Origin of the sequence: Paraburkholderia sediminicola (assembly GCF_046030555.1) — a bacterium.
Taxonomy (GTDB): Bacteria; Pseudomonadota; Gammaproteobacteria; order Burkholderiales; family Burkholderiaceae; genus Paraburkholderia; species Paraburkholderia sediminicola_E.
This window is the reverse complement of the sequence record NZ_JAQQCH010000004.1, coordinates 38,828-64,387: the sequence shown is the minus strand read 5'-3', so window position 1 is coordinate 64,387 and position 25,560 is coordinate 38,828. Positions and strand designations below refer to the sequence as shown.

26 protein-coding genes and 3 pseudogenes are annotated in these 25,560 nt (G+C 61.6%); 13 read left to right on the top strand and 16 right to left on the bottom strand.

Features of this window, described 5'->3' with window-relative positions:
• Positions 1-36: 36 nt before the first annotated feature.
• Positions 37-747, bottom strand: coding sequence for a response regulator (locus tag PQQ52_RS07825; protein ID WP_408209554.1), 711 nt, complete (start codon positions 745-747; stop codon positions 37-39).
• Positions 748-1,227: 480 nt separating this feature from the next.
• Here PQQ52_RS07825 and PQQ52_RS07820 point away from each other — a divergent pair.
• Positions 1,228-1,914 (top strand): annotated as a pseudogene (locus PQQ52_RS07820) (HAD-IC family P-type ATPase); the annotation flags it as partial.
• Positions 1,915-2,109: 195 nt separating this feature from the next.
• On the opposite strand, the gene PQQ52_RS07815 reads toward PQQ52_RS07820, so the two are convergent.
• Together PQQ52_RS07815 and PQQ52_RS07810 are read right to left on the bottom strand one after the other, a co-directional pair.
• Positions 2,110-2,784: a Vgb family protein gene (locus tag PQQ52_RS07815; protein WP_408208798.1), complete on the bottom strand. Its 675-nt coding sequence runs from the start codon at positions 2,782-2,784 to the stop codon at positions 2,110-2,112.
• Between the two features lie 9 nt (positions 2,785-2,793).
• Positions 2,794-4,014 (bottom strand): winged helix-turn-helix domain-containing protein, encoded by a 1,221-nt coding sequence (locus tag PQQ52_RS07810; RefSeq protein WP_408209551.1) that lies wholly within the window; start codon positions 4,012-4,014, stop codon positions 2,794-2,796.
• Positions 4,015-4,143: 129 nt separating this feature from the next.
• Between PQQ52_RS07810 and PQQ52_RS07805 the strand changes: the two genes are divergently transcribed.
• Both PQQ52_RS07805 and PQQ52_RS07800 read left to right on the top strand, forming a co-directional pair.
• Positions 4,144-4,914 (top strand): DUF899 domain-containing protein, encoded by a 771-nt coding sequence (locus PQQ52_RS07805; protein ID WP_408208795.1) that lies wholly within the window; start codon positions 4,144-4,146, stop codon positions 4,912-4,914.
• 8 nt (positions 4,915-4,922) lie between these two features.
• On the top strand, positions 4,923-5,795 hold the full coding sequence (locus tag PQQ52_RS07800) for a DUF2182 domain-containing protein (protein WP_408208792.1): 873 nt from the start codon (positions 4,923-4,925) through the stop codon (positions 5,793-5,795).
• 131 nt (positions 5,796-5,926) lie between these two features.
• On the opposite strand, the gene PQQ52_RS07795 is transcribed toward PQQ52_RS07800, so the two are convergent.
• The 3 genes from PQQ52_RS07795 to PQQ52_RS07785 form a co-directional block, all read right to left on the bottom strand.
• Positions 5,927-6,931: a sterol desaturase family protein gene (locus PQQ52_RS07795; protein ID WP_408208789.1), complete on the bottom strand. Its 1,005-nt coding sequence runs from the start codon at positions 6,929-6,931 to the stop codon at positions 5,927-5,929.
• Between the two features lie 48 nt (positions 6,932-6,979).
• Positions 6,980-7,990, bottom strand: coding sequence for a YVTN family beta-propeller repeat protein (locus PQQ52_RS07790; RefSeq protein WP_494478222.1), 1,011 nt, complete (start codon positions 7,988-7,990; stop codon positions 6,980-6,982).
• Positions 7,991-8,323: 333 nt separating this feature from the next.
• The gene (locus PQQ52_RS07785; RefSeq protein ID WP_408208783.1) at positions 8,324-9,076 is read right to left on the bottom strand and encodes a TerC family protein; all 753 of its coding nucleotides are present in this window, start codon (positions 9,074-9,076) and stop codon (positions 8,324-8,326) included.
• A 121-nt stretch (positions 9,077-9,197) separates the two neighbouring features.
• Here PQQ52_RS07785 and PQQ52_RS07780 point away from each other — a divergent pair, with 121 nt between their 5' ends.
• Positions 9,198-10,079, top strand: coding sequence for a LysR family transcriptional regulator (locus PQQ52_RS07780; protein ID WP_408208780.1), 882 nt, complete (start codon positions 9,198-9,200; stop codon positions 10,077-10,079).
• On the opposite strand, the gene PQQ52_RS07775 is transcribed toward PQQ52_RS07780, so the two are convergent.
• Positions 10,052-10,513, bottom strand: coding sequence for a TerB family tellurite resistance protein (locus tag PQQ52_RS07775; protein ID WP_408208777.1), 462 nt, complete (start codon positions 10,511-10,513; stop codon positions 10,052-10,054). The two genes, PQQ52_RS07780 and PQQ52_RS07775, sit on opposite strands and share 28 nt — an antisense overlap.
• Positions 10,514-10,732: 219 nt before the next feature.
• On the opposite strand from PQQ52_RS07775, the gene PQQ52_RS07770 reads away from it, so the two are divergent.
• The gene (locus PQQ52_RS07770) at positions 10,733-11,068 is read left to right on the top strand and encodes a DUF2322 family protein (RefSeq protein ID WP_408208774.1); all 336 of its coding nucleotides are present in this window, start codon (positions 10,733-10,735) and stop codon (positions 11,066-11,068) included.
• 27 nt (positions 11,069-11,095) lie between these two features.
• Here the strand turns inward: PQQ52_RS07770 and PQQ52_RS07765 are convergent, their stop codons facing one another.
• Complete coding sequence (locus PQQ52_RS07765; RefSeq protein ID WP_408208771.1) at positions 11,096-12,025, bottom strand: LysR family transcriptional regulator; 930 nt, start codon at positions 12,023-12,025, stop codon at positions 11,096-11,098.
• Positions 12,026-12,137: 112 nt separating this feature from the next.
• On the opposite strand from PQQ52_RS07765, the gene PQQ52_RS07760 reads away from it, so the two are divergent.
• The 4 genes from PQQ52_RS07760 (at position 12,138) to PQQ52_RS07745 (ending at position 16,912) form a co-directional block, all read left to right on the top strand.
• Positions 12,138-13,160, top strand: coding sequence for an aldo/keto reductase (locus PQQ52_RS07760; RefSeq protein WP_408209548.1), 1,023 nt, complete (start codon positions 12,138-12,140; stop codon positions 13,158-13,160).
• Between the two features lie 271 nt (positions 13,161-13,431).
• Complete coding sequence (locus PQQ52_RS07755; protein ID WP_408208768.1) at positions 13,432-13,932, top strand: ATP-binding cassette domain-containing protein; 501 nt, start codon at positions 13,432-13,434, stop codon at positions 13,930-13,932.
• Positions 13,933-14,190: 258 nt separating this feature from the next.
• On the top strand, positions 14,191-14,598 hold the full coding sequence (locus PQQ52_RS07750) for an RcnB family protein (protein WP_408208767.1): 408 nt from the start codon (positions 14,191-14,193) through the stop codon (positions 14,596-14,598).
• A 388-nt stretch (positions 14,599-14,986) separates the two neighbouring features.
• On the top strand, positions 14,987-16,912 hold the full coding sequence (locus PQQ52_RS07745) for a potassium transporter Kup (protein ID WP_408208765.1): 1,926 nt from the start codon (positions 14,987-14,989) through the stop codon (positions 16,910-16,912).
• A 30-nt stretch (positions 16,913-16,942) separates the two neighbouring features.
• Here PQQ52_RS07745 and PQQ52_RS07740 read toward each other — a convergent pair whose 3' ends face one another.
• From PQQ52_RS07740 to PQQ52_RS07730, 3 genes are all read right to left on the bottom strand, one after another.
• Positions 16,943-17,326: a hypothetical protein gene (locus PQQ52_RS07740; protein WP_408208763.1), complete on the bottom strand. Its 384-nt coding sequence runs from the start codon at positions 17,324-17,326 to the stop codon at positions 16,943-16,945.
• 114 nt (positions 17,327-17,440) lie between these two features.
• Complete coding sequence (gene ppnP, locus PQQ52_RS07735; protein ID WP_408208760.1) at positions 17,441-17,761, bottom strand: pyrimidine/purine nucleoside phosphorylase; 321 nt, start codon at positions 17,759-17,761, stop codon at positions 17,441-17,443.
• A gap of 158 nt (positions 17,762-17,919) precedes the next feature.
• Positions 17,920-18,633 (bottom strand): hypothetical protein, encoded by a 714-nt coding sequence (locus tag PQQ52_RS07730; protein WP_408208758.1) that lies wholly within the window; start codon positions 18,631-18,633, stop codon positions 17,920-17,922.
• Positions 18,634-18,776: 143 nt separating this feature from the next.
• Here PQQ52_RS07730 and PQQ52_RS07725 point away from each other — a divergent pair, with 143 nt between their 5' ends.
• Positions 18,777-18,923, top strand: coding sequence for a hypothetical protein (locus PQQ52_RS07725; RefSeq protein WP_408208756.1), 147 nt, complete (start codon positions 18,777-18,779; stop codon positions 18,921-18,923).
• 46 nt (positions 18,924-18,969) lie between these two features.
• Here the strand turns inward: PQQ52_RS07725 and PQQ52_RS07720 are convergent.
• Positions 18,970-19,059 (bottom strand): annotated as a pseudogene (locus PQQ52_RS07720) (SDR family oxidoreductase); the annotation flags it as partial.
• 74 nt (positions 19,060-19,133) lie between these two features.
• A complete protein-coding gene (locus PQQ52_RS07715; protein WP_408208753.1) occupies positions 19,134-20,060 on the bottom strand; it encodes a LysR family transcriptional regulator in 927 nt (308 codons plus the stop codon).
• 182 nt (positions 20,061-20,242) lie between these two features.
• Here PQQ52_RS07715 and PQQ52_RS07710 point away from each other — a divergent pair, with 182 nt between their 5' ends.
• Positions 20,243-20,947, top strand: coding sequence for an SDR family NAD(P)-dependent oxidoreductase (locus PQQ52_RS07710; protein WP_408208750.1), 705 nt, complete (start codon positions 20,243-20,245; stop codon positions 20,945-20,947).
• Between the two features lie 21 nt (positions 20,948-20,968).
• Here the strand turns inward: PQQ52_RS07710 and PQQ52_RS07705 are convergent.
• Positions 20,969-21,076: pseudogene (locus PQQ52_RS07705) on the bottom strand (TetR/AcrR family transcriptional regulator); the annotation flags it as partial.
• A 317-nt stretch (positions 21,077-21,393) separates the two neighbouring features.
• On the opposite strand from PQQ52_RS07705, the gene PQQ52_RS07700 reads away from it, so the two are divergent.
• Both PQQ52_RS07700 and PQQ52_RS07695 read left to right on the top strand, forming a co-directional pair.
• Positions 21,394-21,744 carry a hypothetical protein gene (locus tag PQQ52_RS07700; protein WP_408208748.1) on the top strand — a complete coding sequence of 117 codons (351 nt, stop codon included), beginning with the start codon at positions 21,394-21,396 and terminating at the stop codon, positions 21,742-21,744.
• Positions 21,745-21,763: 19 nt separating this feature from the next.
• Positions 21,764-21,988: a hypothetical protein gene (locus PQQ52_RS07695; RefSeq protein ID WP_408208746.1), complete on the top strand. Its 225-nt coding sequence runs from the start codon at positions 21,764-21,766 to the stop codon at positions 21,986-21,988.
• Positions 21,989-22,156: 168 nt separating this feature from the next.
• Here PQQ52_RS07695 and PQQ52_RS07690 read toward each other — a convergent pair whose 3' ends face one another.
• Both PQQ52_RS07690 and PQQ52_RS07685 read right to left on the bottom strand, forming a co-directional pair.
• Positions 22,157-23,362 (bottom strand): hypothetical protein, encoded by a 1,206-nt coding sequence (locus tag PQQ52_RS07690; RefSeq protein ID WP_408208744.1) that lies wholly within the window; start codon positions 23,360-23,362, stop codon positions 22,157-22,159.
• Positions 23,363-23,385: 23 nt separating this feature from the next.
• The gene (locus tag PQQ52_RS07685) at positions 23,386-25,515 is read right to left on the bottom strand and encodes an alpha-galactosidase D (RefSeq protein WP_408208743.1); all 2,130 of its coding nucleotides are present in this window, start codon (positions 25,513-25,515) and stop codon (positions 23,386-23,388) included.
• Positions 25,516-25,560: the final 45 nt, after the last annotated feature.

The following is a 25,560-nucleotide window of genomic DNA, read 5'->3' as shown; positions in this document are numbered from 1 at the left end:
ATAATGCAGCGCCTTGAACGCCTTGTCCACATCCGCTCAAGGGTGCGCGCCGTCAGGTACGAATACGTAACCGTGGCTGCGGACTGTCTGGATGAACCGCGGAGAGGAGGGGTTCGTCTCGAGGATTCTGCGCAACCGCCACACCTGAACGTCGACGCCTCGGTCGGTATGATCGTCCTCCGGACCATGCAGTAACTCGAGCAAGCGCTCACGGGTCAGTGTGCGCATCGGATTATTGACGAAGACCTTAAGCAGCGCGAATTCTCCCCCCGATAGAATGACCCGTTTGTTCTCCATGTTGAGCGTGCGCAACTGAAGGTCCAGCGTGAATGGGCCGATTCCGACGACTTCGGGTTCGGCCCGCGCGGCGGCCGACGCGGACAGGGTTCGTCGCCGCAAAACGGCCCGCATGCGCGCAAGGAGTTCGCGAGGATTGAATGGTTTGCCGATGCAGTCGTCGGCGCCCATTTCGAGTCCTACGATCCGGTCCATGTCGTCGGGCCCCGAGGCCAGAATCACGGGGACCGTGTTGCCGGCAGCGCGGAGTGTGCTCAGCGCTGCGAGGCCGTTCACACCGTGCATGATCTGATCGAGGACAATCAGATCCGGCGGCTCCCGCTTGATCTGTTCCCCGAGCGATCGCATCTCATGCAAAACGGATACCGCCATCCCTTCGCGTCCGAGAAAGTCGGCCAGCGAGCCGAGTAGTTCGACATCGTCGTCAACGACCAGTATTTGAGTTGTCATAGTAAGGAAATTGAACGCATAGGCCGGCAAACAGGGTTTGCAGTAACGTTGGTTGCCCTATCACGGTTGCCGGGTTTGCCACGCCAGCTTTCAGCGCTGTCAGGCTGCTGGTGATTCGCGAACGTTGTGCTCCAGCTTCTTTAACGGAACGACCCGCAGTAATCCGTCGCTTCAACCGTTAATTAATCCCACGACATGACGGCTGCCGCCGATCACGTTTTCTGGTCAATGCGTACATCGCCTTTCTGCGGTTGCTGGTCCGCTTATGGGTTTTCACTTGCGTGTGCAACGCGCGGCGATTCCCGGCGTGACAATGCGGGATAACCTTGAGTTTCCTATCCTGGCTGGGTCGCCGTGGGGCTTGCGGCCCTGCTCGGCGCCCTGAACCTTCTGACAACCCTACCCGTGGATCTGCGCTGGAGCGCGTTGCTGGCGAGCGCATGCCTGAACGTGTTCGTTGTCACGATATGGCAGGCGGCAATGACACGCAGGCCACGTGATCCGGCAGAGGAGTCGGGCTGGAAGCGGGGCGTAAGCTTCGTCAGGCAACTTGTCCGGCAAGATGCCGAGACGCGGCCACCGAGCCTCGCCTGGCGAGCTTTCCACTGGCAACCGTGGGGCGTGGCCATGTGCGGCTGTCTTTCCGTGGCGATCGCCGCGACGGCGTTGCAGCCTCTTTCGCCCGCCGCGCTGGTTCACGCGATGGTCTCGTCCACGCTTGTGAGCTTGCTCGCGTGGTCGGGATTTGCCGACGCACTGCGTGCGGAAGCAAAGGACGCGTTAGCGGAGTTGCGGGAGCTCGGGCTGACGCGCCAGACGCTGTTGACCGGCGACCGCGAGCCAGTGGCGCGCAAACTGGCCGCGGACACCGGCATTGCCATCGTCGTCGCGCAGGCGCGGCCGCACGACAAGCTCGATTACGTCGTGCGGGAAATGGCGGCGGGCTATCATCCGCTCGTCGTGGGCGACGGCCTGAACGATGTGCTTGCCATCAAGGCCGGCCCGACCAGCATTGCGATGGGCGAACGAGGTATCGACATTGCGGTGGCGTCGGCGGACGTCGTGATGCTTGGCGACGATTTGCGCCGTATCCCGACGTGTGTCCGCCTCGGGCGACGCTGCCTGCATACCGCGGCGATCAATGCCGCGATCGGCCTGGCGTGGACGGTCGCTGTGATCGCGCTGGCCGCAATAGGTGTGCTCAGCGCTGTCTGGGTCGCGCTTTTGCACAACCTGGGGCACCTTCATTGTGATCGCGAATGCGGGGCGCCTGCTGCGCATGGACGAAGGGGCTCATCTGCCCCAATCGGCACGAGACGCCGCCGGCATGCTCCGGCGGGACCACTCAGATTCAACTTTCAACTACTCGCTCGTAGACTCGGCCTCGGCGGCAATCCCGGCGTCTGGCCTCGCGCGACGTACGGCTCTCACCTTCCCGCTGGTTCCGCCGCCGCAGAAGAACTGATCGTGGCCATCGGATTCGAGCCCTGACACGTACACGCCGGTCGGCATCTCGAGGCTCTCCAGGACTTCTCCCGTACGAGGATCGATTCGCCTCAATTCGCTCTCGTCCTCTTCCCAGGTGCCGTGCCAGAGCTCCCCGTCGTTCCAGGTGACCCCGGTGACAAAGCGGTTGGACTCGATGGTGCGAAGAATTGCCCCGGTTTGAGGATCGACCTGATGGATCTGCCGGTCGCGATACCGTCCCACCCAGAGCGTTCCTTCGGCCCACGCGAGCCCTGAGTTGCCGCCGCCGCCAGGTGCCGGGATCGTGGCGAGCACATGGCCGGTATCGGGATCGATCTTCTGGATGCGGTCGCCGGCGATCTGGAACAGGTGCTGGCCGTCGAAGGCCGTGCCTGCCTGCGCGGTGATATCGATCGAGCGCAGCGTTTCTCCGCTCGCCGGATCGAAGGCGTTCAGCTTGTCCCCGGTAGCAATCCAGACGTGCTGACCGTCGTACGTGACGCCATGCACACTGTCGACACCCGGAAACGGTCCATATTCACGTACGATTTTGGCGGCTGATCGGTTCATGGATCCATCCTAATCACTCGAGAGGGGAGCGGGGAGTAACAAAGTCGTCGTGAATCCGGGCATGGGCGGCGTCATCCAGCGCCGCGCCCGCCCGCGACCGAACGACTGCACCTTGCCGGCCGTCGCCAGCGAATCGAGTGCCCGCTGCATGGTGCGCTGGCTGGCGTCCAGCGCAATCGCGAGCGCGGAGCTCGACCACGATTCACCATCGGCGAGGAAGGCGAGCACCATCGCATGCGGTTCTTCGACCGGGCGCGCGAGCACGACAACCTCGCGCGCGCCGTGCGGCACGAGCGCAAAGCCGCGCTTCGTCGCGCTCACGCCGGCTAACGGCCCAAGCAATGCGCGAAGCCGTCCGATTTCGACTCGCAGCCGCGCGCGATGCGAGTCATCGGCGTGCTTCGTCCTGAATGCCCGTGCGATGAGTACGTTCCTCGAGACGTCTTCGGGCCACGCTTCGGCCAGTGCGCGTGCGAGCGCGAACAGCACCGGACGCCGCGCGAGCGGCACCACGATGTTGGTTTCACGTACGACATAACGGCACGCATCCACGACGAGCGCCTTCGACGCCAGTAACGCTTCAACTTCCTCGAGCAGGAGGGGCCGCGCCTCGCCACGCGCAATCAGACGCGCCGCGGGTGTGTTCAGCAGAAGGCGTGCGCTTTCGACTTCCGCCGTCAGCGACGGGATGCCGGCATGACGCGCGGCGCGCTCGGCCCTTGCCAGCGCAGCGCGAGCCGTCTTCGTGTCGAGGCGGCGCATGGCGATGCCCGCGACGGCCAGTTCGTGGGCGGCTCTCGACGCGGGCGGGAACGGCGTGGGGTCGAGTCTGGCGAGCAGGCGCTCGGCCTCGTCGAGGCGTCCGATCAGGAGCAGGCGCCGGACTTCGAGATACCGCGCATGTGCGGCGTTCAGCCGGTCGCCGTGGGCTTCCAGCGTTGCCCGTGCGGCATCGAGCGCCTTGGCGGGCCAGCCCAGATCGCGCGAGGCGAGCGCGATTTCGGCCTCGGCGACCACGCATCTCGCGCGGGCTACGGGCTCTTTTGGACCGAAGGCGCGTGCTGCACTTCGCACAAGCGCCTTCGCCCGAACGAGATCGCCGAGCTGGGCCATGGCGATGCCTCGCAGAGCGAGCGCAGGGGCGTCGTCGCGCAAGGCAACCCGGTTCAGTGCGCCGAGCGGGTCCCCGGCCGCGAGTGCCCGCGCCGCGGCCGTTACCCGCGCGTCCATGGTCGATTCGAATCCCGCCACACTTGTCACTCCCACCGTTCGGTGTCCGTGACTAATCTAGCACGACCACCAACCCGTTCGTCGTATCTGCAATTGCACGAACGACGAAGGACTCCCAAGGAGGGAAGCATGACCACGACACATACGACCGGGACACGTGACGAGTGGCTGGCGGCGCGGCTCGATCTGCTTAAGGCGGAAAAGGCGCTTACGCGGCAGAGCGACGAACTGGTGCGGCAGCGGCAGGCGCTGCCCTGGGTACGCGTCGACAAGACGTACCGGTTCGAAACCGAGGCGGGAAGCGCCACGCTGGCCGACCTGTTCAAGGGACGTTCGCAGCTCCTCGTGTACCACTTCATGTTCGGGCCGGACTACAAGGCGGGCTGCCCGTCGTGCTCCGCGATCGCGGATGGGTTCGACGGCCTCGTCGTTCATCTGGCGAATCACGACGTCACGCTTTCGGCCGTGTCGCGGGCACCGCTCGAGAAGCTGAAGACCTACCAGCGCCGGATGGGATGGACGTTTCCCTGGGCGTCCTCGTCCGGAAGCGACTTCAACTTCGACTTCAACATCGCGTTCACCGAGGCGCAGCAGCGTGAAGGAAGTATCGAGTACAACTACGAGCGCGGCGGCCACGCGATGGACGAGACGACACAGGTCCCGGCGCCCGTCGCCCAGTTCGCGGCCACCTGTGGCACCGACGCGGCGACCTACACGCGCGACCGGCCGGGCTTAAGCGCGTTCGTACTCGAGGACGGCGTTGTCTATCACACGTATTCCACCTATGCGCGCGGCGTGGACGGCATCTGGGGCATGTACCAGTGGCTCGACCGTGCTCCCAAGGGGCGCAACGAGACGGGCGTCTGGTGGAAGCGGCACGACGAGTACGAGAAGCGCTGAGCCCGGCCATGGGACACGTTAGCGCAACCGGCGGACGGGAGATGTCGGGACGCCTGGTCGAAGCGCGAGTTTCGCAGCGGGCGTTCTTCGGCGTCTCGGCGCTGCTCTTCGCTGTTAGCGCGGCGGTGACGATAATCGGCGCCGCGTCCATGTCGGCGATGGGCGAGATGCCGATGCCGGGCGGCTGGACGATGTCGGCGGCATGGATGCGGATGTGCGGACAGACATGGCCCGGCGTCGCGGCGTTGTTCCTCGGCATGTGGATAGTGATGATGGTCGCGATGATGCTGCCCTCTCTTGTACCCATGCTGTGGCGTTACCGGCAGGCCGTCGGCGGGATAGGCGAGACCCGTTTGGGCTGGCTGACGGCGTGGGTGGGCGCCGGGTATTTCTTTGTGTGGACCGTATTCGGCGTGGCCGCATTTCCGCTGGGCGCCGCGCTGGCGGCACTTGAGATAGCGCTGCCAGCGCTGGCACGCGCGGTTCCGCTCGCGGTCGGTGTGGTGGTGCTTCTCGCCGGGGCGCTGCAGTTCACGGCATGGAAGGCGCGGCACCTGGCCTGCTGCCGCGAGACGCCTGGGCGCTGCCTGATGTTGGCTGGGGTGGCCGCGTTGCCCAGCTCACCCGCATTACCCGCGGACGCCGCCACGGCATGGCGACATGGCCTGCGCCTCGGTCTCCACTGCAGCTACTGCTGTGCAGGCTTGACGATGGTCCTTCTCGTGGGCGGGGTCATGGATTGGCGGGTGATGACCGTCGTGGCGGCGGCTATCACCGTCGAACGTCTTGCACCGCGTGGTGAGCGCGTGGCGCGCGTCATTGGGGCCTGCATCGTTGGCGCAGGGGTGTGGCTGATCGCGCGAGCGGTGGGGTTGGGATGAGGTCCCCGCTAGTCGCTAACCGCTCGTTTTCGCTGGGTGGCCTTCACGGTGGCAGCCGGGCCTTCAGTCGCGATCTACGATCTGGCGAGCGGGCCGCGATGGGAGCCGCGCCCGCTCCACGACAATGACAATCAGTCCGTCACGCTGCCGTAATTGCGTTGCCCCCGCAGCCGCATGGCGATGCGGCCGAATGCGCGCCATTGCTGTGCGATCAAACCCTCGCCATAGGAGCGCCCCGCGCCGTGCGGTGCCGGCAACTGGTCGCGAATGCCGGTCGGCTCGACGGCACGATCCCACGACGCGGTCCTGAACATCATGTCCCACCACGGAAACAGCACGCCGAAGTTACAGCCGTAGCGCGTGCCTTCATGGCCGTAACCGACCGCGTGATGACGCCGGTGAAAAATCGGGCTCACGATCGTGCGTTCGAGCAGCCATCCATATGGCAACCGCGCATTCACGTGCTGCACGCTTTGCATGAAGTTGCCGACCGCGACCAGCACGACGAACTGCGTCGGCTGCACGCCAATGAACAGCGAAATCGCGGCAAAGAACGCGGCCTGAATGATGTCGTCGAGAAAGTGATTGCGGTCGTCGGCCCACAACGACATCTGCTGCTGGCTGTGGTGCACCGCGTGCAGTTCCCACCACACGCCGAAGCGGTGCTGCCAGCGGTGATACCAGTACCCGAAGAAATCGAGCACGATCAGATAGATGAGGAACGACACAACCGGCTGATCGGTGACACCGGGCCACACGCCGTCGATGTCGATGTTCGGCACGTTGTAGATCGCCATCAAGCTCTGCCAGTGATTGAACAGCGGCTGCAGCATGAAGAAGAACGCGATATTGAGGATGCCGAGCTTGGCGATCCACGTGTAGATCACATCGGCGCGCAGCGCTTTTCGATCGGACCACGCCTCGATGGGCCGCAGCGCTTCCAGCGGCCGCAAGGCGATATACGTGACCAGGATTTGCAGCACGCCGACGATCACCCAATAGAGTGCATCGTAGGTGTCCTCGTCATATCCCATCAGGCCGAAGCGATAGAAAAACGGCTGCACCACGTCGACGTACAGGAGTGTCTGCAGCGTCGAGATGCCATTGTCGAGTTGCGCGATGATTTCGTGGATCATCGAAAGCCTCTTGGGATTGCGGGTTCTGTCATCGAAACGAAAGCCTGTTCAGTCTGGATTGGGCGCATACACGGGAGCTCGGTTGGCAAAATACAAACCGTGCGGTGAACGTCCGACCGCGATCGTGTCGATAAGTTTATGCGTCGTCAGATCAATGATGCCGACATGCCGCGAAAAACGGAAAGTGACCCACAGGTAGCGGCGATCGGCGGACAGTTCCATGTCGTCAGGGCCGGGCATGAGTCCGGTGATGTCGGCGGTTTTCGTCAGCGTGTTGTAATCGAGAATGCTGATCGTGCTTTCCACGCGGTTCGTTAGCGCCACGTGCTGGCCGTCGTCGAGGTTGCGGAAATTGTGCGCGCCGCGACCCGTCTGGATTCTTTTCACGACTTGCTGTTTCTGCCAGTCGACCACGGCGACGTCGTCTTCGCCCGTCATGCCGATCAGCAGATAGCGGTCGCCCGGCGTCATCCAGAGGCCGGCGGGCGTATTGCCGACATGCAGTTTCCAGAGCACCGTCTGCGTCGCCAGATCGATCGCGGCCACTTCGCCCGTGTCTTGCAGCGTGACGAACACAGTCTTGCTATCGGACGAGAACGTCATGTGGCTCGGCGTCTTCGAGAGCGGGACACGTTTGGCGAGCGTCATATTCTGGCCGTCGTAGTGATACACGTCGACGCGATCGAGCCGCAGGCCAGCGGTGACAAACCATTTGTGATCGGGCGAGAAACCGAGCTGATAGGGGTCTTCAATATCTTCGACCTTGCGCTGCACCTTACCGGTGTGCGGATCGAGAAACATGAGGTTGTTCGAGATCGAATCCGCCACGATGAGCGAGTGGCCGTCGGGCGTAATCATCAGATGATGCGGTTCTTTACCGGTCGGCTCGGTGCCGATGACCTTGTGCGTGACGGGGTCGATCAGCGTCAGTTGCGCCTCGCCGGAGTCGAGCACGATCACGTTGTCGGCTGCCCGTGCCGGCATCGCCATAGTTAGCGTGCAGTAAATTAGCGCGGCAAGGGCGCCGGTTTTTTTAATTGAAACGAGGGAAATTGGCATCTGAACGATAGACGGGCGCGAAAAGATTTGGGGGAACATCACGGCGGCGGGTGCAAGGGGATTCAGTGCGTAGGTCACGCTTAATCTGCTTAACCCGTTAACGCTTTAACGCGCCAGTTCACTCTATCGATGACACGCGACACTTTGTTATTTATATGAAGGGTTCGACGATGGCATGAGGCCATGTCGGAGGGGCAAGTAAAAGGGCGCGGCTGACAACAGCGCGCGCCCTTGATTTGATACTGGCTGCCGGGTTCTTCTACTCGCGGACACGTTCAGTCGAAATCGAACATGTCGAACCGCGCTTTTCGGACGCGCCCGTAACCTGGGCGCTTATTGACTCGCAGCAACCGTGCGCTTCGATTTCGCCCGGCGCGCGAGCATGTTCAGTGCTTCGACAAACGCGGAGAACGCCATGGCCGCGTAGATGTAGGCCTTCGGGATGTGCGAACCGAAACCCTCTGCGATTAGTGTCATGCCGATCACGAGCAGGAAGCCGAGCGCGAGCATGACGATGGTCGGATTACGCTCGATGAAGCGCGACAGCGGGCCGGCGGCGAACAGCATCACCGTGACCGCGGCAATCACGGCAATGAACATGATCGGCATGTGCTCGGTCATTCCGACCGCGGTGATGATGCTGTCGACCGAAAACACGATGTCGAGCACCAGGATCTGTCCAATCGCAGCCATGGCAGTCAACTGCACGATCGTGCCCGCCTGGTCGCGTGCCTCGTCAACCTGGACGACGTGGTGGCGAATCTCACTGGTCGCCTTCCAGACGAGGAACAGGCCGCCGCCGAGCAGGATCAGGTCGCGCCATGAAAACGCGTGGCCGAAGAGCGTCACGGCGGGCGCGGTCAGTTGCGCAATCCACGCGACGGTGCCAAGCAGGCCGAGCCGCAACACGAGCGCGAGCATGATGCCGAGGCGCTGTATCCGCGCGCGTTGTGCTTCCGGCAGCTTGTTGCTGAGAATCGAGATGAAGATCAGGTTGTCGATGCCGAGCACGATTTCCATCACGACCAGCGTGAGAAGCGCAGCCCATACGGCGGGGTCGGCAGCGAGGATGAGTAGAGAGTCCATGAGGTCCGTGAGCAAAGGGTGACGGGCAACGTCGGTATGTCGTCATCATCGCCGTCTTCATGGTTCGGATAAATCAGTGATAATCTGAGCGATATATCGTTTTTTTCGAAGTGTCCACAGCATGCTCAACTACCGTCACCTCTACTATTTCTGGATCGTCGTGAAGGAGGGCGGCTTCGCGCGCGCGGCCGAGCGTCTCGACATGGCCGTTCAGACGATCAGCGCGCAGGTGCGTGAGCTGGAGAAATCGATCGGGCGTCAATTGCTGAAACCGGCAGGGCGCGGCGTCACCATGACGGAAGCCGGCGAGACGGCATTCAATCGCGCGGAGCAGATTTTTCAGATCGGCGAGGCGCTGCTCGACGAGATGCGCGAGACCGGCGGCGAACGGGTTGCGCGGCTCGCGGTGGGTCTCTCCGACGGCATTTCCAAGCTCGCCGCACACGCGCTGCTCGCGCCGGTGCTGGATACGCCGTCGCTCAGACTGCTATGTCATGAGGGCGAACATGCGCAGTTGTTGTCCGAACTCGCGCTCCATCGGCTCGATCTCGTTCTGGCGTGCCAGCCTGCGCCGCACAATGCGGACCTGCGCGTCGTGAGCCAGCGTCTCGTCGGCTCGCCGGTCGACTGGTATGGGCCGGCGGAGATCATCCGCAAGGCCGCCCGTGCCGGTTTTCCGCAGTGCCTCGCCGATCTGCCCGTCCTGCTGCCCACCGGGCACAGTGCATTGCGCGCGCGGCTCGACCGCTGGTTCGAAGCCGAAGATATCCGGCCGCGGATCGTCGGGGAATTCGAAGACAGCGCGCTGATGGCCGTGTTCGCCGCGCGCGGTCTCGGCGTGTTTCCGCTCGCGGAACTGGGCGCTGAAGACGTGGCACTGCTGCGCGGGCTGCGCTGGCTCGGTCGAGCGGAAGGCGTGGTGGAAGAGATCCACGCGATCCGCTCGCGGCGCGGGCAACATCATGCGCTCGCTTCTCAGGTGATCGCGGCCGTACGTGCGTGAGCGTGTAGTGTGCCCGGCAGCGGGATGTGCCGGCTAGCGCTCTGGTTGGGCTTGGGCCCCCACGCGTTGAACACCGCAGCGAGTAGGGTGATTTCGCCGTCCGCCAGATAGTTGTCCGCGATCGTCACGGCGATACACAACCGAATCACCTTGCGGCGCAACGCGGGGTCGTCGATCTCGTCGATCAGCGTGACGAGCAGGGCCGCGTCGACCTGGCCGACCGGCGGCGTGAACGGCGTGTTCGCGAGCGACTGATCCTCACAGAGCGCCTGCACGATCTGCGCGAATTGCGCGGGTGCGAGGCCGAGTTCACCGGCAATATCGAGGCTTTCGAGCGCGCGCTCTTCCGCGCTGCTGACGTGTCCGTCGGAAGTGAGGGCCAGCGCGACGATACGTGCTGCGGCCTGAGGACTGTTGCGCGGGTAGGTTCGCATGTTCGGGCTCCTGTCGCGGACAATGTCCGCCGTGGTAATGAGCCTGAGTATGCAGCAGGTTATGAATCGGATAAATCTGCTAATCCGGGAGCGAAAGTTCGTAAAAACCGAACCATCCGCAACAGACTGCACGAAGCGTCATCGCCGGGTGCGATGCAAAACACCCTATCGGATAAGATACGGCTCGCCGCCATTTTTAGAATTGAAGGAGTGTTTTCAGTGATTCAACCGAGCAACGTGTTTAAGGATAACCTCGCCCAACTGCCTGCCATTGACGGTATCGAACGTATCGATCTGATCGACGGCAAGGGCGCCGTGGTGGCAAGCATCGAGAACAAGCCGGGCAAGCAGGGCTCGTTGGCGGTGTACCACTATCTGCAGCAGGCCTTCGGCACGCTGGACGCCAAAGCGGCTGAACACGGCCTCGCGGTGTTCGCGGAGCATACGGCCGACGCACGCAACCGCCCGGGTGCCCATCCGAACGTCGACCATTTGCTCGCGATTGTGGCCGGTGGGGAAGCGTTGCGGATCGAGGTTGTTGTCAGAACTCGATGAGTACGCCATGCCGTGACCCGCACCGGTTCACGTTGGCGTTCCGTGCTGCGGATGAATGCTCGATTCGTCAGCGGCAAGAATAAAGTCAACGAACGCCCGAAGCGGCGCCGGCATATGCGTGCGGCTCGGGTAGTACAAAAACGGTCCAGTGAAGGATTGGCACCACTCATCGAGTACCGGTACGAGCTCGCCGCGCTCGATGGCCGGCCGCAGAAACTCGTCAAACGAATAGACGATCCCCAGCCCGTCGATAGCCGCCCTTCTTTGCAGGTCGATCAGGGAGGCGATCATCGGCCCGTTTGGCTCGATCGGTACGATGTCGTCTCCCCGCTCGAATTGCCATGTCGCAAGCACGCCGCTGTCGAAGCGGTGGCCGATACACGCGTGGTTTAGCAGCTCACCTGGATGCTGCGGTATGCCGCGAGCCGCGAGATAGGACGGCGAGGCCGCCGCGACGAAATGTTGAACGCGCGGGCCGATCGGCACGGCGATCATGTCGCGCTCGAGCCGTTCGTCGTAACGGATGCCGGCGTCGAAGCCCGCCGCAAGGATATCGATGAACGTGTCGTTGGTCCCGACGTCCACCGTAATGCCCGGGTGAGCGGCCAGGAAACGGGAGAGGAGAGCGGGCAGGATTTCTCTTGCCGCGATCGACGGAACGTTCAACCTTAGCGTTCCGGTGGGACTTTCGCGAAAGAGGTTCACCGCATCCAGTGCGATGGCGATTTCCCCGAATGCCGGCGCCAGCCGCTCGAAAAGCCGCTGCCCTGCTTCCGTTGGCGTGACGCTGCGCGTCGTGCGATTGAGCAGCCTGACGCCGAGCTGCTGTTCGAGCCGGCGAACCGCTTCGCTCAGCGATGAAGCCGACACGCCGCCCGTTAGCGCAGCATGGCGGAAGCCGCGTGCCCGCGTAACAGCGACGAATGCTTTCAGATCGGAAAGATCGGGTTCCTGCATTGTTCGCATTTCCGCACGGGTCATCCAGATTGAGGGGGATTATCGCACGCTGAAATTCGGCCGATACTTCAGGTCAAGCGCCTTTCTTGCGGCGCAACCACCAAGGAACATGATGAAACATCTTCAACTGGGTAAGACGGGTCCGCAAAGCTCCGCCATCGGTCTTGGATGCATGGGTATGTCTGGGATGTATGGTCCATCAGACCGCGCTGAAAGCATCGCGACGATCCACGCCGCACTCGAAGCCGGCATCACGTTACTCGATACCGGCGATTTCTACGGCTCCGGCCACAACGAAATCCTGATCGGCGAGGCCCTGAAAAGCGCACCGCCGTCACGCCGCGACGCGGCGATCATCAGTGTGAAATTCGGGGCGATGCGCGACCCCGCAGGCGGTTGGTCGCTTAACGATGCGCGGCCCGCGGCGGTCAAGAATTTTCTCGCCTACTCGCTGCAGCGGCTGGGTGTCGATCATATCGACATCTACCGTCCTGCGCGGCTCGATCCCAACGTGCCGATCGAGGACACGGTCGGGGCGATTGCCGACATGATCAAAGCCGGCTATGTGCGGTACGTCGGCTTGTCCGAAGTGGGCGCCACGACCATTCGCCGTGCGGCGGCGGTACATCCGGTGAGCGATCTGCAGATCGAGTACTCGCTGATCTCGCGCGGCATTGAAGACGAGATACTGCCGACGTGCCGTGAGCTCGGGATTGGCGTGACGGCGTATGGCGTGTTATCGCGTGGCCTGATCAGCGGTCACTGGAGCAAAGACTCGGCGGGGAAGGGCGACTTCCGCGCCATGAGTCCGCGCTTTCAGGGAGACAATGTCGATCGCAATCTCGCGCTCGTGGATGCGCTTCGCAAGGTGGCCGAAGCGAAGGGCGTCTCCGTGGCGCAGATCGCGATTGCGTGGGTTGCCGCTCAAGGCAGCGATATCGTGCCGCTCGTCGGCGCGCGCCGGCGCGATCGTCTTGCCGAAGCGCTCGGTGCGCTTGACGTGACGCTCACGGCGGAGGATCTGGCTGCGATCGCGCAGGCAGTACCGAACGGGGCTGCCGCAGGTGAACGTTACGCGGCGGCGCAGATGGCGCATCTCGACAGCGAAAAGGGCGGTCAGGGGCACGCTGGTTGAAAGGTTGACTCACAAAACGTCTCACGTACCGCTCGTTTCCCTCAGCTTGTTCATCTCAGATAGCGTTGTGGTGTTTCGCCCATCGTCCGCCTGAACATGGTGATGAACGCACTCGAGTTGGTATAGCCGAGTTGCGTGGCAATGGTCGCGTCAGCAGCGGCCGACGGGCGGCACGATACACCTCGCGGGCCAGCGGCTGGCCGATTGGGACAGCCGCGAACTCGCGCGCAAAATTGCCTACTTGCCGTAGCAGCTACCGGCAGCGGACTGCATGACGGTGCGAGAACTGGTCGCGCTGGGCCGCTATACGTGGCATGGCGCGCTGGGCCGTTTTTCGGCGCAAGACTCGGACAAGGTGCGCGAGGCGATGGAGCTGACCGAGGTGACCGGTTTTGCCGATCGCACGGTCGACAGTCTCTCCGGCGGTGAGCGTCAGCGCGTGTGGCTGGCGATGCTCGTTGCACAGGATAGCGAGTGGCTTCTGCTCGACGAGCCGATCTCGGCACTCGACATCGCGCATCAGGTTGAAGTGCTCGGGCTTGTACGCAAACTCAGCGAAGAGCGGGGCCTCGGCGTCGTGGTGGTACTGCATGACGTCAATATGGCAGGCCGATTTTGCGACGATCTGATCGCGCTGAAAGGCGGCCACCTGCTGGCGAGCGGCGGCGCTGCCGAGATGATGCGCGCCGACACGCTGAGTGCGATCTACGGCATCACGATGGGCACCGTGCCGCATCCGCACAGCGGTATGCCGATCAGCTTTGCGCACTGAGTGCGTCGTGCCTCGAGAGACCCTGCCTCCGCGGTAGAGGATCGTAGAAATCCGTGTCACGTGACTTGAGTCAACGAAGCAACCACGCGCGGTTTTGGCGAACAGGCGTTCTTATGACATTATTTGCCAGCGCAGACGTTGCGGACGTTGATGAATGAACCACGTCGCATAGGCGGCCGATCAACACGCAGCTGGCGCGTCACTACAGATACACCTTCGAACACCACACTGTTATCGCATTCTCTGGGAGGCAAAGTCATGAAATCGACATTCGTCGCACCGCTGTTGATCATGTCGTTACTCGGCGCGCCTGTTGCCGCTTTCGCGCAGCAACACGACGACAATCACGACAATCACGGCAACGGCCAGCCTTCGCACGGCAGACCCAATCCGGGACACGGCGATCAGCATGGATATGGCCGTGGGCCCGGGCCGCGCGATGCGTCTTTGGGTGGGCCGGGCGGTCCCGTTCCTCACAACGATTGGCACAAGGGAGAGCGGCTGCCGACGGAGTACCGCGATCGTAACTACGTTGTCGACAACTGGCACGAGCATGGCCTGCAAGCGCCGCCGCGCGGGTATCAGTGGGTCGGTGTGAACGGTGACTATGTGCTCGCAGCGATCGCAACGGGTGTCATCGCAAACGTTCTGCTTTCCGGGCATTAAGCAACCGGAGCGGAATCGATCGATTTCCATACCTGGAAACGATCTTTCATTCCATGCATCGTGAGCGTGGTGGCCCGTCATGACGGGCCACCCTTTCTTCCGCTTCGTGAATTGGCTTCCACGCCGTCGCGATGGATGGTCTCAGTGCTGGGCAGAAGCCAGCTATTCCCCCAAGACAGGTGCGAACTTACCGCGACGAAAGGTTCGTGTAATAAAGCTCGCGCATCGCATGCTGTCGGACATGGTGTTCAATTCCTTCTATACGCACCGGCCAATGGTGTATTTTGAATGAGTGGCACGCTGACTTTCAGATAAAAGTATTAAGCCGTTCCGCACGCAACCGTCTGGCCCGTGTGTTGCACTGCGAGAGCGCTAACTGGAGCGAGACATGAGCCAGTCAGTATCCGCCGTGCCCGATGCGGGGCATCCCGGCGGGCGTGGGCATCAGCGTCCGGCGATGCCTGCACTCGCGCTTGCTGCGCTGGGCATCGTGTATGGCGACATCGGCACCAGCCCCTTGTATACGCTGCAGACTGTGTTCGATTCGGGCAATGGCCTGTCGCTCAATGCGCTGAACATAGTCGGCATCGTGTCGCTGATCGTCTGGTCGCTGATTGTCGTCGTCTCGCTCAAGTACGTCACGCTGATTCTCCGCGCGAATAATCATGGCGAGGGCGGCATCATGGCCTTGCTGGCGCTGGCCGCGTCGTCGGTCGCTACGCGGCCGCGATTGCGCCGTACGCTGCTGGCTGTCGGCATCATGGGGGCGGCGCTCTTCTACGGCGACAGTGTCATTACGCCGGCAATCTCGGTGCTGAGCGCGGTCGAAGGTCTGGAGGTCGCGGCGCCGTTTCTCAAGACCTGTGTGATTCCGGTGACGCTGATTGCGCTGGTTACCCTGTTCCTGATGCAGAAGCGCGGCACGTCCGGGATCGGTATCGTGTTCGGACCGGTGATGGTGCTCTGGTTCATCGTGCTTGCCGTGGTGGGCGTCGTCAACGTGATGCGGGCGCCCGCGATTCTGTTTGCGCTCAATCCAATCACGGGGCTGGCATTTTGCCTCCATCACCGCGTGCTGGCGTTCGTTGCGCTGGGCGCGGTCGTTTTGTCGTTGACGGGCGCGGAAGCGCTGTATGCCGACATGGGACATTTCGGCGCGAGGCCGATCCGGCTGACGTGGTTCGGCCTGGTGTTTCCCGCGCTCGCCCTGAACTATCTGGGGCAGGGCGCCTTGCTGCTTGCCGAGCCGGGGGCGTTGCAGAATCCGTTCTACAAGCTGTTCCCGCAATGGGCGCTGTTTCCGATGATCGCGCTGTCGACGGTCGCGACCGTCATCGCGTCCCAAGCCGTTATTTCGGGTACGTATTCGATGACCAAGCAGGCGATGCAACTCGGCTTCCTGCCGCGCATGAACGTCGTCTACACGTCGGAAAGGGAAATGGGGCAAATCTACGTGCCAGGAATCAACTGGACGTTACTGGCTGCCGTCGTGGCTGCTGTGATCGGCTTCGGTTCCTCTACCGCGCTCGGCTCCGCGTACGGTATCGCTGTCACCGGCACGATGCTGATCACGACGATCCTGACGTTCTTCGTCATTCGTTACGCGTGGCATTACAACTGGTTCCTCTGCGTATTTGCGACCGTATTTTTCTTCATCATCGACGCGGCGTTCTTCTCCGCCAACTTGCTGAAGATCGTGGAGGGCGGCTGGTTCCCGCTTCTGGTCGGGCTGATCATCTACACGATCATGGCGACATGGGGACGAGGCTGGGAGATGATGCGGGCCGAAGCACGCGTGAGAGCCGGGACGATGCCGCTCAAATCCTATCTGACGACGCTGCTGGCCCGTTCACCGACCCGGGTCGACGGTACGGCAATCTTTCTGTCGCCTGATGCGGATGGCGTGCCGCATTCGTTGATCAACAATCTGATGCATAACCACGTGCTCCACAAACGCGTCGTTTTCGCGACGGTGAACAATGAGGAGATACCATGGGTTCCCGCGAGTCAGCGCGTGAGCGTGCACCCGCTCGATTCGGGCTGTTACCAGATCACGATCACGTATGGCTTCATGGACGTCGTCGATCTGCCTTGCGCGCTTAAAGTTTGTGGGGCGTATGGCCTGACCTTCGAACCCGCGGAGACGTCCTATTTCCTCAGCCGCGCGACCTTGGTGCCCACGCGTGATAGCAGCATGGCGATGTGGCGCGAGCGGTTGTTCTCGGTCATGCTGCACAACGTCGGTAACGTCGCGGCTTATCTCAAGCTACCAGCCAATCGGGTGATCGAGCTGGGCGCGCGCGTGGAAATCTGACCACGCAGGAAGGCGGGCGGCAGCGATCTCTTATGTCTTCGGCAAGGTGGATTTGCCGCCACGTTTGCGCGGCTTCGGCTCGACGCCCACGCGCGGATCGCGTGCGAGCACGAGGGCCGTCATCCTTTCCACGATGGTTTCAAACGCCGGATCATCTTGCGGGACATAAAGCCATTTGCCGAGCACCGGATGCGGCCGCAAGGCGGGCATTTCATCGATGAGCGCGGCGTGGCGCTCTTGCGATGTGCATATCAGCAAACCATTCCACGGCTTGTCGCGATCGGCGGCAACCAGACACAACAGGCCGTCGATATACGCGGCATCGCAGCCGAACATCCGTTTGCTGATAAAGGTTGAATCGCGCTCGAATGCATCGAAGATCCAGACGAGCGAGTTGCGGATGGAAGAGGGCATTGACGTGAAGTCCCTGGCGACAAAGGCGAAGCTAAGCTTACACGCCTGCGCCGCCGCACGCGCGCGAAGTGGCGTGCACATTGCCGGGCACGATGTGCCCGGCCGTCTTTACATTTACAGATAGCTGCAGATGTAGTCGAGTGTTTCGATTACGTCGATATCGAAGCGGCTCTTGCCGGGCACCGAGAATGACTCGCCCGCGCCGTACGTCTTCCACTCATCACCGCCTTCGAGACGGATGCGGCATTGGCCGGCCTGCACTTCCATGAGTTCCGGTGCGTCAGTGCCGAAGTTGAGCGCGCCGGGCAAGATCACGCCCAGCGTCTTGCGCGAGCCGTCGCCGAAGAGAACGGTGTGCGAGACACACTTGCCGTCGAAGTAGACGTTGGCGCGTTTGATAACGGAAACCTGATCGAATTGCGTTGTGGCCGTCATGGCGGTCTTCCTTAGGGTTGTCGTGAATGGATACGGTGGCGTAGCGTAGGCAGCGGGCGGTGCGCGATCTGTGTGAACCGCCCGCGCGGGTTGTCGCTGGGCGCAAACCCGCAATCATACAGGCGGCGAGTGGCGTCAGTCAGTGACCCTGACGATGATTAGTCAACCCGGCACCAACGACCAGACTCCGGGCACACAATGACCGGATCGCCGTTCAGGCAGACTTGCTCTGTATCCGGTTGCAACGAGGCCGCAGGGGCGACGTCGAAGGCAACCTTCAGTGCGTGCGCGACATGGGCATCTTCGATAGGAAGCTCCCACGTCAGGAATATCTGCACGCAATCCCGGTCCGGCGCGAAGTCGGCGGCATCAAAACCGCTGCTGCCGCGCTGAATGACGCCGTGAGGCTGGCCTGTATCGAATATCACCGCCGTTCCCCGGGTCAGCGGAATGCGATGATCCAAAGCGGGAAAATGCAAGTCCAGCCCCCTATCCTCGCTCATGAAGAGATTGCAAAAGGCCGCACCGCCATATTGCGCACCGTCATGGTGGTATCTCGCGCCGCGACTGGCCATGAGGGCGACGTCGCTGGCGGCAAGCACCGCGGGGAGTCCGAGCGCGCCCGTCCAATCGGACATTGCCTGCACGCAGCGCGTGTAGTCCGGCCAGCGCGCCCGCGCTCGCGGCAAAGGCATGGGTTCGACGTCACCGGGCTCCAGAACCATACGCGACGATATCTCCCTTTCCCAATCTGCAAGCAGACGTACGGGGGGCGCCGGCACGTCGACGATGCCCGATAGCACGATGTCGCTCACGCGCCGACTGCGGATAGCGTCGCCGCTCCAGAAATAGGAGGTCAGCATGTCTGACATTCGATGCTGTTGAGAGGGGGATTCATGCGGGCCATTGTAACGATTCCGAGGGATCGTCTCGGCGCAAAGCGGTTGACGAGCGAAGAGCCGGCAGTGAGGACGGTCGCGTTCGGCAAGCCGTCGTGACACCTAAGGGCAAGGCGATGACTGACGCGGTGGATGCAGCGTGCGACCGGCTGGGCCGCGCGTTGTTCATCCGATGGGAGCAGAAAGAAATCGATGACCTCGTGCGCTTGCTGCAGAGGTTTGCCGAGGACATCGAGGATCATGCTTCCGGAATCGGGACGTGATTCCGGAATGGGTTTGGATTCCTCGATATTCGCGGCAAGTAGGCGTTTACGTGCGCGTAATCGATGCGCCGCCATCGACTAGCGAAGCGGTGCCGGTCACGAAGGACGAGTCATCGGACGCCAGATAAAGCACCGAGGGATCGGGATGACGGAGATTGAACGGGCATTGCGCTGGCTCTGACTGGAAGGCCCATCAACTACATTCAGCCTTTACAGCCTTTCCCGGCATACGTTTAGCACCAGTTGCCGGAGCCAACGATGAACAGGATCGACCTCTAAGCGAGGATGCCACATCTGCGATACCGTGATTTCGCCGGTCGTCACGGGAAGCTCGAAGGCGTAGTGCGCGGCGGCGGATGCGGGCAATGCCTGCTGTTCAGACCGCTTGCCTAGAAGCGAAGCCGGCACAAGCGCGATCAAGTCGGAGGCTCGCGCCACTGCGAGCGCGGCGGGAAAACTCGGAACGACGGCGACGATTGTTCGTTCCAGGCCTAAAGCGGCGAGTGCCTCATCAACCGGTCCGCTTGTGCGGCCGCGCCGTGAAGCGACGACGTGGCCGAACGCGGTGTACCGTTCGGCCGTCACCTCGCGCTCCGCGGCGAGTGGATGGCCCTGTCTGACCACGCCAAGAAAGCGGTCCCGGAATAATGCCTGCAGGCGAACTTCCGGACCCATTTCGCCCAGCACACCGATCTCAAGATCAGCGGAGCCATCGCGCAAATAAGCCGCTGTTTTTTCAAGCTTGGGCGCAAAACGCAAACGCACGAGCGGCGCGGCCGCGGTCGCCGCGGCGATCAGTGAAGCGCCGATCGCTTCCACAAAACCGTCGTTGGCACGAATGGTAAAGGTGCGCTGCAGCGTTGAAAAATCCGGTTCAGACGTTGAGGGACGCAGTACGGCGCGTGCCTCGTGAACCGCATTGGGCGTGCGTTGACGCAGGGCCTCCGCATGCGGCGTCAACACCATACGACGTCCCGCCCGAACCAGTAACGGGTCGCCGGTTGCCTCGCGAAGCCGGGTGAGGGTTCGGCTCATTGCGGAGGCACTCAACCCCAGTCGACGCGCAGCCCCGGCCACGCTGCCATCGGCAAGCAATGCGTCGAGCGCAATGAGTAAATTCAGATCGGGTTCGGGCATGCCTGATCGTAGCATCATCCATCGAGACATGGCGTTTGGTGCAGGTTATAAGTGCAACTGCTGCGTCTTCCGCCATGTCTCGCTCGTCGATATATTCCATGTATCGACTCGTGCCCGGACGCGTGGTATTTCAGAGCCACGTTCTATCGGTCTTGCCCGGGTCTCACTACAGGGAGCTATCAATGAACGACAAATCTCCGCAGAAAACGGTCCTTCTCATCGGCGCATCGCGCGGCCTCGGATTTGCCATGGTCGAGGAATACCTGAAGCGTGGCTGGCGAGTGATCGCCACCGGGCGGGAAGGCTCAACAGAAAAGCTGCGCCAACTCTCGGACAGCACTCAAGGTGTGCTGGAAGTTGAAGCAGTCGATATCACGATTCCCGACCAGGTCACCGCTTTACACGGTCGTCTTAAGGATCGTCGACTGGATGTGCTGTTCGTGAATGCCGGCGTAAAAAACGACGATGGTGAAACGATCGCCGATGTTTCGACCGATGAATTTGTGCGCGTCATGGTGACGAACGCGTTGAGCCCGATGAGAGTGATCGAGGCGTTTCAGTATCTTGTGCGGTCGACCGGAACGATTGGTGTCATGTCGTCCGGGCAAGGTAGCCTCACCAACAACACTAACGGCAATTACGAGGTCTACCGGGGCAGTAAGGCGGCACTCAACATGCTCATGCGCAGCTTTGCGGCGCGCCACCAAAACGATGCGAAAACCTTGCTATTAATGGCGCCTGGATGGGTCAAGACGGACATGGGCGGCCCTGACGCGCGTCTGACGATCGAGGAAAGTATCCCGAACCTGCTGAGCACAATCGAGGCTTATGAAGGGCGCTCCGGGTTGCATTACCTGGACTACCTGGGAAGAGTTGTTCCCTGGTGAGCGGAGCGGCGGCATAAATGTCTATGCCGGTAGGAGGCCCGCCACGCGATAGCTGTCGATTGACGCGTCATAGAGCGAGATATCCGCGCGACTTCTTGCGAAGCGTTGGACACCTGCGATGGCGGCGCATTGGCCGCCTCCGGTTTTGTTTGTCTCGCGCTCCGCTCGGTCACTTGTTGACGCGGCACGTTGGCTGCGATTGGGGGTTAGTGGTGCACGGGAACTGGTTGATGGGCCGCGTCTTCTTCTACGCTTGCTGCTGCTTTGGCTGATGCTCGTTTGCTCGGGCTAGGCTTCGTGGTTTTGGGCGTTTCTGCCACCATCTGTGACGCGTCTTCAAGAAGGCGCGCTGCACGGCTCGCGGTGATGCGGCTTTGAGGGACGCCCTTAGCATTGAGTGCGATCACCTGATATAGCTCACGGTCACACTCGGGAGCGTGCTGATATTGTTCTACCGTGTCGATGAGAAATTCAAGCATGGTTTTCTGACGTCGTCTTTCCTCACTCGTGATGGAAGGATTGCCATCATATTCACGGCGGTTCTGGCGACCGGTGAAGTGGTTGCTGCCAAAGATAAAGTCAAAGAGGCCGCTAGGCAGGGAAGCATCATTGCAGGCGGCATGATTGGGGGAAGTCTGGCTGGGCTCGCCGTCTCATTTGTCTGCGGTCCGGCAGAACCTGCATGTGCAGTTGCTCTCGTGTTTATCGGCAGTAACCTAGGTGGAATGGCGGCTGGCGCTGCGAACGACACGTATCAGGAAGAACTACCCGTCTTCATGCGTTGGATGAATGACTAAGCGGAGCATAGGGACATAGATGTCAACGTCAATATTCGTGATTTTGCTCGTGCTGTTTGTCGGCTCAGCCGGGCTGATTATCGTCAATATCACGGGAGATCCAGGCATTGACTATTGGGACCTCGACGGTGAAAGTGACCCCCCCGTGTCCACGCTGGATGTGTTGCGAAACAAACTGGTGTTCTACAGCGCGGGTGTTGTACTGATTGGCACTTTCATTGCCTATCTATTTCTGCGGCAGTAGATCGAAAGGTTGCCGGCCCTGCGAGATTTCCTGATTCAGGTGCTTGCTTCGACTTCGCGCAACATGACCAGATTGCGTTGCGTATCGATTGGGATGCTAGCGCGCGTCTCATGCCTCGACGCCGTGGCGTCATGCCACAGCGTCGAGCGTTGCAGAGTGATCCGTTCGTTAATTCGGCAGGCGCCTCGGAAGATCCGTGATGCGCGGCCCACAGAATTGGGCGTGCCCGAGACACGATGCAAGCGCCTGCTCGCCGAACCATTTCTGTGTGTCCAGGTTGTAGTGCACGCTGCCGTCTCCGCCGCCTAACGTGCCGCCCTGGAAAATACCGAAGCCGGGCGGCTGTCCATTCCAGTCCGGCGACTGCGATGCATCGGCGAAACTGAAGATGCGAGGATTCGCGTCGACGAAGCCGCCGAACACGTTCTGCATCGACGCAAGCGCGGCGGGATTATAAGGCGCGACCGCGTTGGTGACGTTGTCGTAAGCGGTCGACAACGGCTTCACGATCAGCACCGGGAAGGTCGAACCCACCGCAGCAAAGAAACTGCTGAAGAGGTAAGCGTAATTCTGCGGCGCGCGATGAATCGTCGTTGCGTTGCCGGCAGAATTCAGCGGTGCAGCTTCTGCCTCCCACTGGTTCCACTCCAGGCCGAGGATACGGGGCTTCTTGCCAGTCGCCAGAATCTGCTTCAGTCCCAGATACATCATGCGGCGCGCGAACGGTGCAAGCGCATACGTCGGCGTCTTGCTGGCATCTAGCAGGGGTTGCCAGAGATTAACGCCATGCACCGTCCAGCCGCAGCAGCCGCTGAACGCATCGTCGGCGACGTCCACGCCCTGACTGCCCCAGCCGATATGAATGATGTACAGATCGGGCAGCGGCTCGCCTGCATTGATCGCCGACTGCCACGCATACGCGGCGAAATTGGCGGCATTTCCGCTGCCGCCGTAGTAGCCGAGATTCATGTCGGACGACGTGCTGTCCGACCAGTTGACCCACGACACGTGATCGATCGCGGATATCGGCTGGGTAAATGGCGCACCCGGCCCGTCGGCGTTACCGGCGATGTTTCCCCAGCCGTCGTTGCGGATGCCCCATACATTGGGTGCCGGCATCCCGCCGGTGCTCGCACCTGCACCCGAGGCTCCCGTCAACGTCAGATCCGCGGGCAGGCCGTTAAGACCGGCGCTGTTGCTCTGCCCCATCACGAACAGGACCGCCACTTCGTCGTGCCGGAAGCGCGCTCCTTTGTTCCACGATTCCGCCGCTGCGGCATTCGGTTGGGCCGTCACGTCGGCGGCAATGGACACCTGCACCCCACTCGCAGCCAATACCAACGGCAGCGCAATCCGTATCAAGAAGTTCTTCATGCCTGTCTCCAAGGATCGCCGGTTCACTGTTTGACCGGCTGGATGACTGCCTGGCCCAAGCCGTCGATGTCGGGACCATAATTGCCGGAAATCACCGAGAACTTGACGGTGTTGGCCGCACCGGCTTTCAGAGGGACCATGACCTGAACACTCGACAGGATCGGAAAGTCCCAGGTGCCTTCGCCAGGAAACTGCACGGGAACCGGTGGGCCGTTGTTAACGCTCACGCTCATTGCACGAGGCGAACCGCCGCCGTCGTCCGCGCTGATATACACCACGGGGACCGCATACTCGCCATCGGCAGGCGCCACGATTCCGTTGAACTGGATGCTCGAATCCGAGTTCACAAAATTGCCGACCTTTTCGTGGCCGCTGCATATGTTGCATGCCTGGACTGCTGCATCCTGAATGATGTTGGTGGCGCTTTCTGCTTCATAGGCAACGGGCGGCAATGCGGGTTGCGGAGCGGCGATCAGCGTCACCTTGCCGATCGACGGCGCGTGGTGGCCCTTGTCCGGAAGAGCGAAACTCAGCGTGTTGCTTCCCGGCACGAACGGCATGTATAGCGTGACGGTGCCCTGAGCATGTCCGGTGGTAACGGGCAACTCGATCGTCGTGAGTACGCTGTCGTTGAGCGTCAACGGCACCTTCAGCGAAGACTTTCCTTCGTTCCGGTACGTCACCTCAATGTAGCCGCCCGTGGTCGCATTCACCGTATAGCGTGCTGCGCCGTCTTCATGTCTGCCCGGTTTGGCTGGGTGGATTTTCGATGCATCGTCCACGCCGGCGATGGTCAGCATGACGGAGCCGCCAGCCGGAACAGCGGACACCGTGTACCCGGACGTGTGCGAACCAAGATCCTTGTGCGCCCAGATATCCCGCACGCTGGCCGAAGCAGCGGGATCCAGCCCGAGATCCTTCCAGTTCACCGTGATCGGAGCGGCCGACCCGGTCGTGTTGAGCAAAACTACCGCGCGACTACCTTGACCGGCGAGCAGCTTGGCCCACACGCCCAGACCGTTCTGCGGCACCGCCACCCGGATCGCCTGAAGGCCACGCGGGTCCTGATCGACGGCGAGCACCTCCGGATTGGTCAGCGTCGCCATCGTTGCCGGGCTGACCGGCGTCGTGAGATCGAGACCCAGGATAAGCGGCGCACCGGAAATGGCCCACAGGCTCATGTGCGTCTGATCCTGCGCGGCGGTCAGACCGAAACCGGCAAGCATCATGTCCGCATCGTTATAGACACCCGTATGTTGGGCTTCCGGAAACAGATTGCCGTAGAAATTCTGGTTCACGATTCTGGAAAAATCAGGCGTGCTTTGATGGCCCGGCGTGCCGGTGTCATACGTGATGTCCTCGGTCGTTCTCCACAGATCCGCGACTTGCCCCCAGTCGTACGATCTGCCCGTCTTGTCGGTGTGAAAACTGTTCGGATTGATGCTGTAGACGATCTGTCGATTCACGGCGGCACCCGCACTATTCAGCGCGTCGCGCATCTTCTGGAAACCGGCCACCTGATCGTCGACGGTGCCATCTGGCGTGCACCAGTCGTACTTCACGTAGTCGACGCCCCATGCCGCGAATGTATTGGCATCCTGAACTTCGTGCCCAAGACTGCCCATCGGATTGGTGTGTCCAGGGTACAGATTGTTACGCTGTGCACAGGTTTCGGCAGCGGGCACTTCATACATGCCGAACTTCAGACCTCTGGCGTGAACGTAGTCGGCCAGCGCTTTGATGCCGCTGGGAAACTTCACGGGGTCGGCGACCAGGTTGCCTTGCGCATCGCGGGATGGCGCGAACCAGCAGTCGTCGACGTTGATATAGCTGTAGCCCGCTTTCATCAACGGCCCATCTTTCTTCAGGCCGTCGGAGATAACGTCCGCGGCCGTTTTCACCAGATCCTCGGTGATGTTGCAGCCGTACGCATTCCACGAGGCCCAACCCATAGGCGGTAGTGCAATCGACCCTCGGGCCCGAGTTTGCGATGACGCGTCTTGTGCGGAAACGTTTGCGGAGTTGGCCGCGACCTGCGCGACGCTCGCGGCGTTGGAGGAACCTTGCTGGTCGCCTCCGCAGCCGGACAAAACGAAAGCCATCACGATGCTCGCGAAGAACAGATACACCTGTGTGCGACCCAGGGTCTTCATGATTTTCCTTTGCTGAAAAATGAAACTGGGACTTCCGGGTAGGTG

Excerpts from the sequence above, each read along its gene's own strand:
- PQQ52_RS07825 (WP_408209554.1), bottom strand. The coding sequence starts at position 747 with ATGACAACTCAAATACTGGTCGTTGACGACGATGTCGAACTACTCGGC.
- PQQ52_RS07815 (WP_408208798.1), bottom strand. The coding sequence starts at position 2,784 with ATGAACCGATCAGCCGCCAAAATCGTACGTGAATATGGACCGTTTCCG.
- PQQ52_RS07810 (WP_408209551.1), bottom strand. The coding sequence starts at position 4,014 with ATGGACGCGCGGGTAACGGCCGCGGCGCGGGCACTCGCGGCCGGGGAC.
- PQQ52_RS07805 (WP_408208795.1), top strand. The coding sequence starts at position 4,144 with ATGACCACGACACATACGACCGGGACACGTGACGAGTGGCTGGCGGCG.
- PQQ52_RS07800 (WP_408208792.1), top strand. The coding sequence starts at position 4,923 with ATGGGACACGTTAGCGCAACCGGCGGACGGGAGATGTCGGGACGCCTG.
- PQQ52_RS07795 (WP_408208789.1), bottom strand. The coding sequence starts at position 6,931 with ATGATCCACGAAATCATCGCGCAACTCGACAATGGCATCTCGACGCTG.
- PQQ52_RS07790 (WP_494478222.1), bottom strand. The coding sequence starts at position 7,990 with ATGCCAATTTCCCTCGTTTCAATTAAAAAAACCGGCGCCCTTGCCGCG.
- PQQ52_RS07785 (WP_408208783.1), bottom strand. The coding sequence starts at position 9,076 with ATGGACTCTCTACTCATCCTCGCTGCCGACCCCGCCGTATGGGCTGCG.
- PQQ52_RS07780 (WP_408208780.1), top strand. The coding sequence starts at position 9,198 with ATGCTCAACTACCGTCACCTCTACTATTTCTGGATCGTCGTGAAGGAG.
- PQQ52_RS07775 (WP_408208777.1), bottom strand. The coding sequence starts at position 10,513 with ATGCGAACCTACCCGCGCAACAGTCCTCAGGCCGCAGCACGTATCGTC.
- PQQ52_RS07765 (WP_408208771.1), bottom strand. The coding sequence starts at position 12,025 with ATGCAGGAACCCGATCTTTCCGATCTGAAAGCATTCGTCGCTGTTACG.
- PQQ52_RS07760 (WP_408209548.1), top strand. The coding sequence starts at position 12,138 with ATGAAACATCTTCAACTGGGTAAGACGGGTCCGCAAAGCTCCGCCATC.
- PQQ52_RS07755 (WP_408208768.1), top strand. The coding sequence starts at position 13,432 with ATGACGGTGCGAGAACTGGTCGCGCTGGGCCGCTATACGTGGCATGGC.
- PQQ52_RS07750 (WP_408208767.1), top strand. The coding sequence starts at position 14,191 with ATGAAATCGACATTCGTCGCACCGCTGTTGATCATGTCGTTACTCGGC.
- PQQ52_RS07745 (WP_408208765.1), top strand. The coding sequence starts at position 14,987 with ATGAGCCAGTCAGTATCCGCCGTGCCCGATGCGGGGCATCCCGGCGGG.
- PQQ52_RS07740 (WP_408208763.1), bottom strand. The coding sequence starts at position 17,326 with ATGCCCTCTTCCATCCGCAACTCGCTCGTCTGGATCTTCGATGCATTC.
- ppnP (WP_408208760.1), bottom strand. The coding sequence starts at position 17,761 with ATGACGGCCACAACGCAATTCGATCAGGTTTCCGTTATCAAACGCGCC.
- PQQ52_RS07730 (WP_408208758.1), bottom strand. The coding sequence starts at position 18,633 with ATGTCAGACATGCTGACCTCCTATTTCTGGAGCGGCGACGCTATCCGC.
- PQQ52_RS07725 (WP_408208756.1), top strand. The coding sequence starts at position 18,777 with ATGACTGACGCGGTGGATGCAGCGTGCGACCGGCTGGGCCGCGCGTTG.
- PQQ52_RS07715 (WP_408208753.1), bottom strand. The coding sequence starts at position 20,060 with ATGCCCGAACCCGATCTGAATTTACTCATTGCGCTCGACGCATTGCTT.
- PQQ52_RS07710 (WP_408208750.1), top strand. The coding sequence starts at position 20,243 with ATGAACGACAAATCTCCGCAGAAAACGGTCCTTCTCATCGGCGCATCG.
- PQQ52_RS07695 (WP_408208746.1), top strand. The coding sequence starts at position 21,764 with ATGTCAACGTCAATATTCGTGATTTTGCTCGTGCTGTTTGTCGGCTCA.
- PQQ52_RS07690 (WP_408208744.1), bottom strand. The coding sequence starts at position 23,362 with ATGAAGAACTTCTTGATACGGATTGCGCTGCCGTTGGTATTGGCTGCG.
- PQQ52_RS07685 (WP_408208743.1), bottom strand. The coding sequence starts at position 25,515 with ATGAAGACCCTGGGTCGCACACAGGTGTATCTGTTCTTCGCGAGCATC.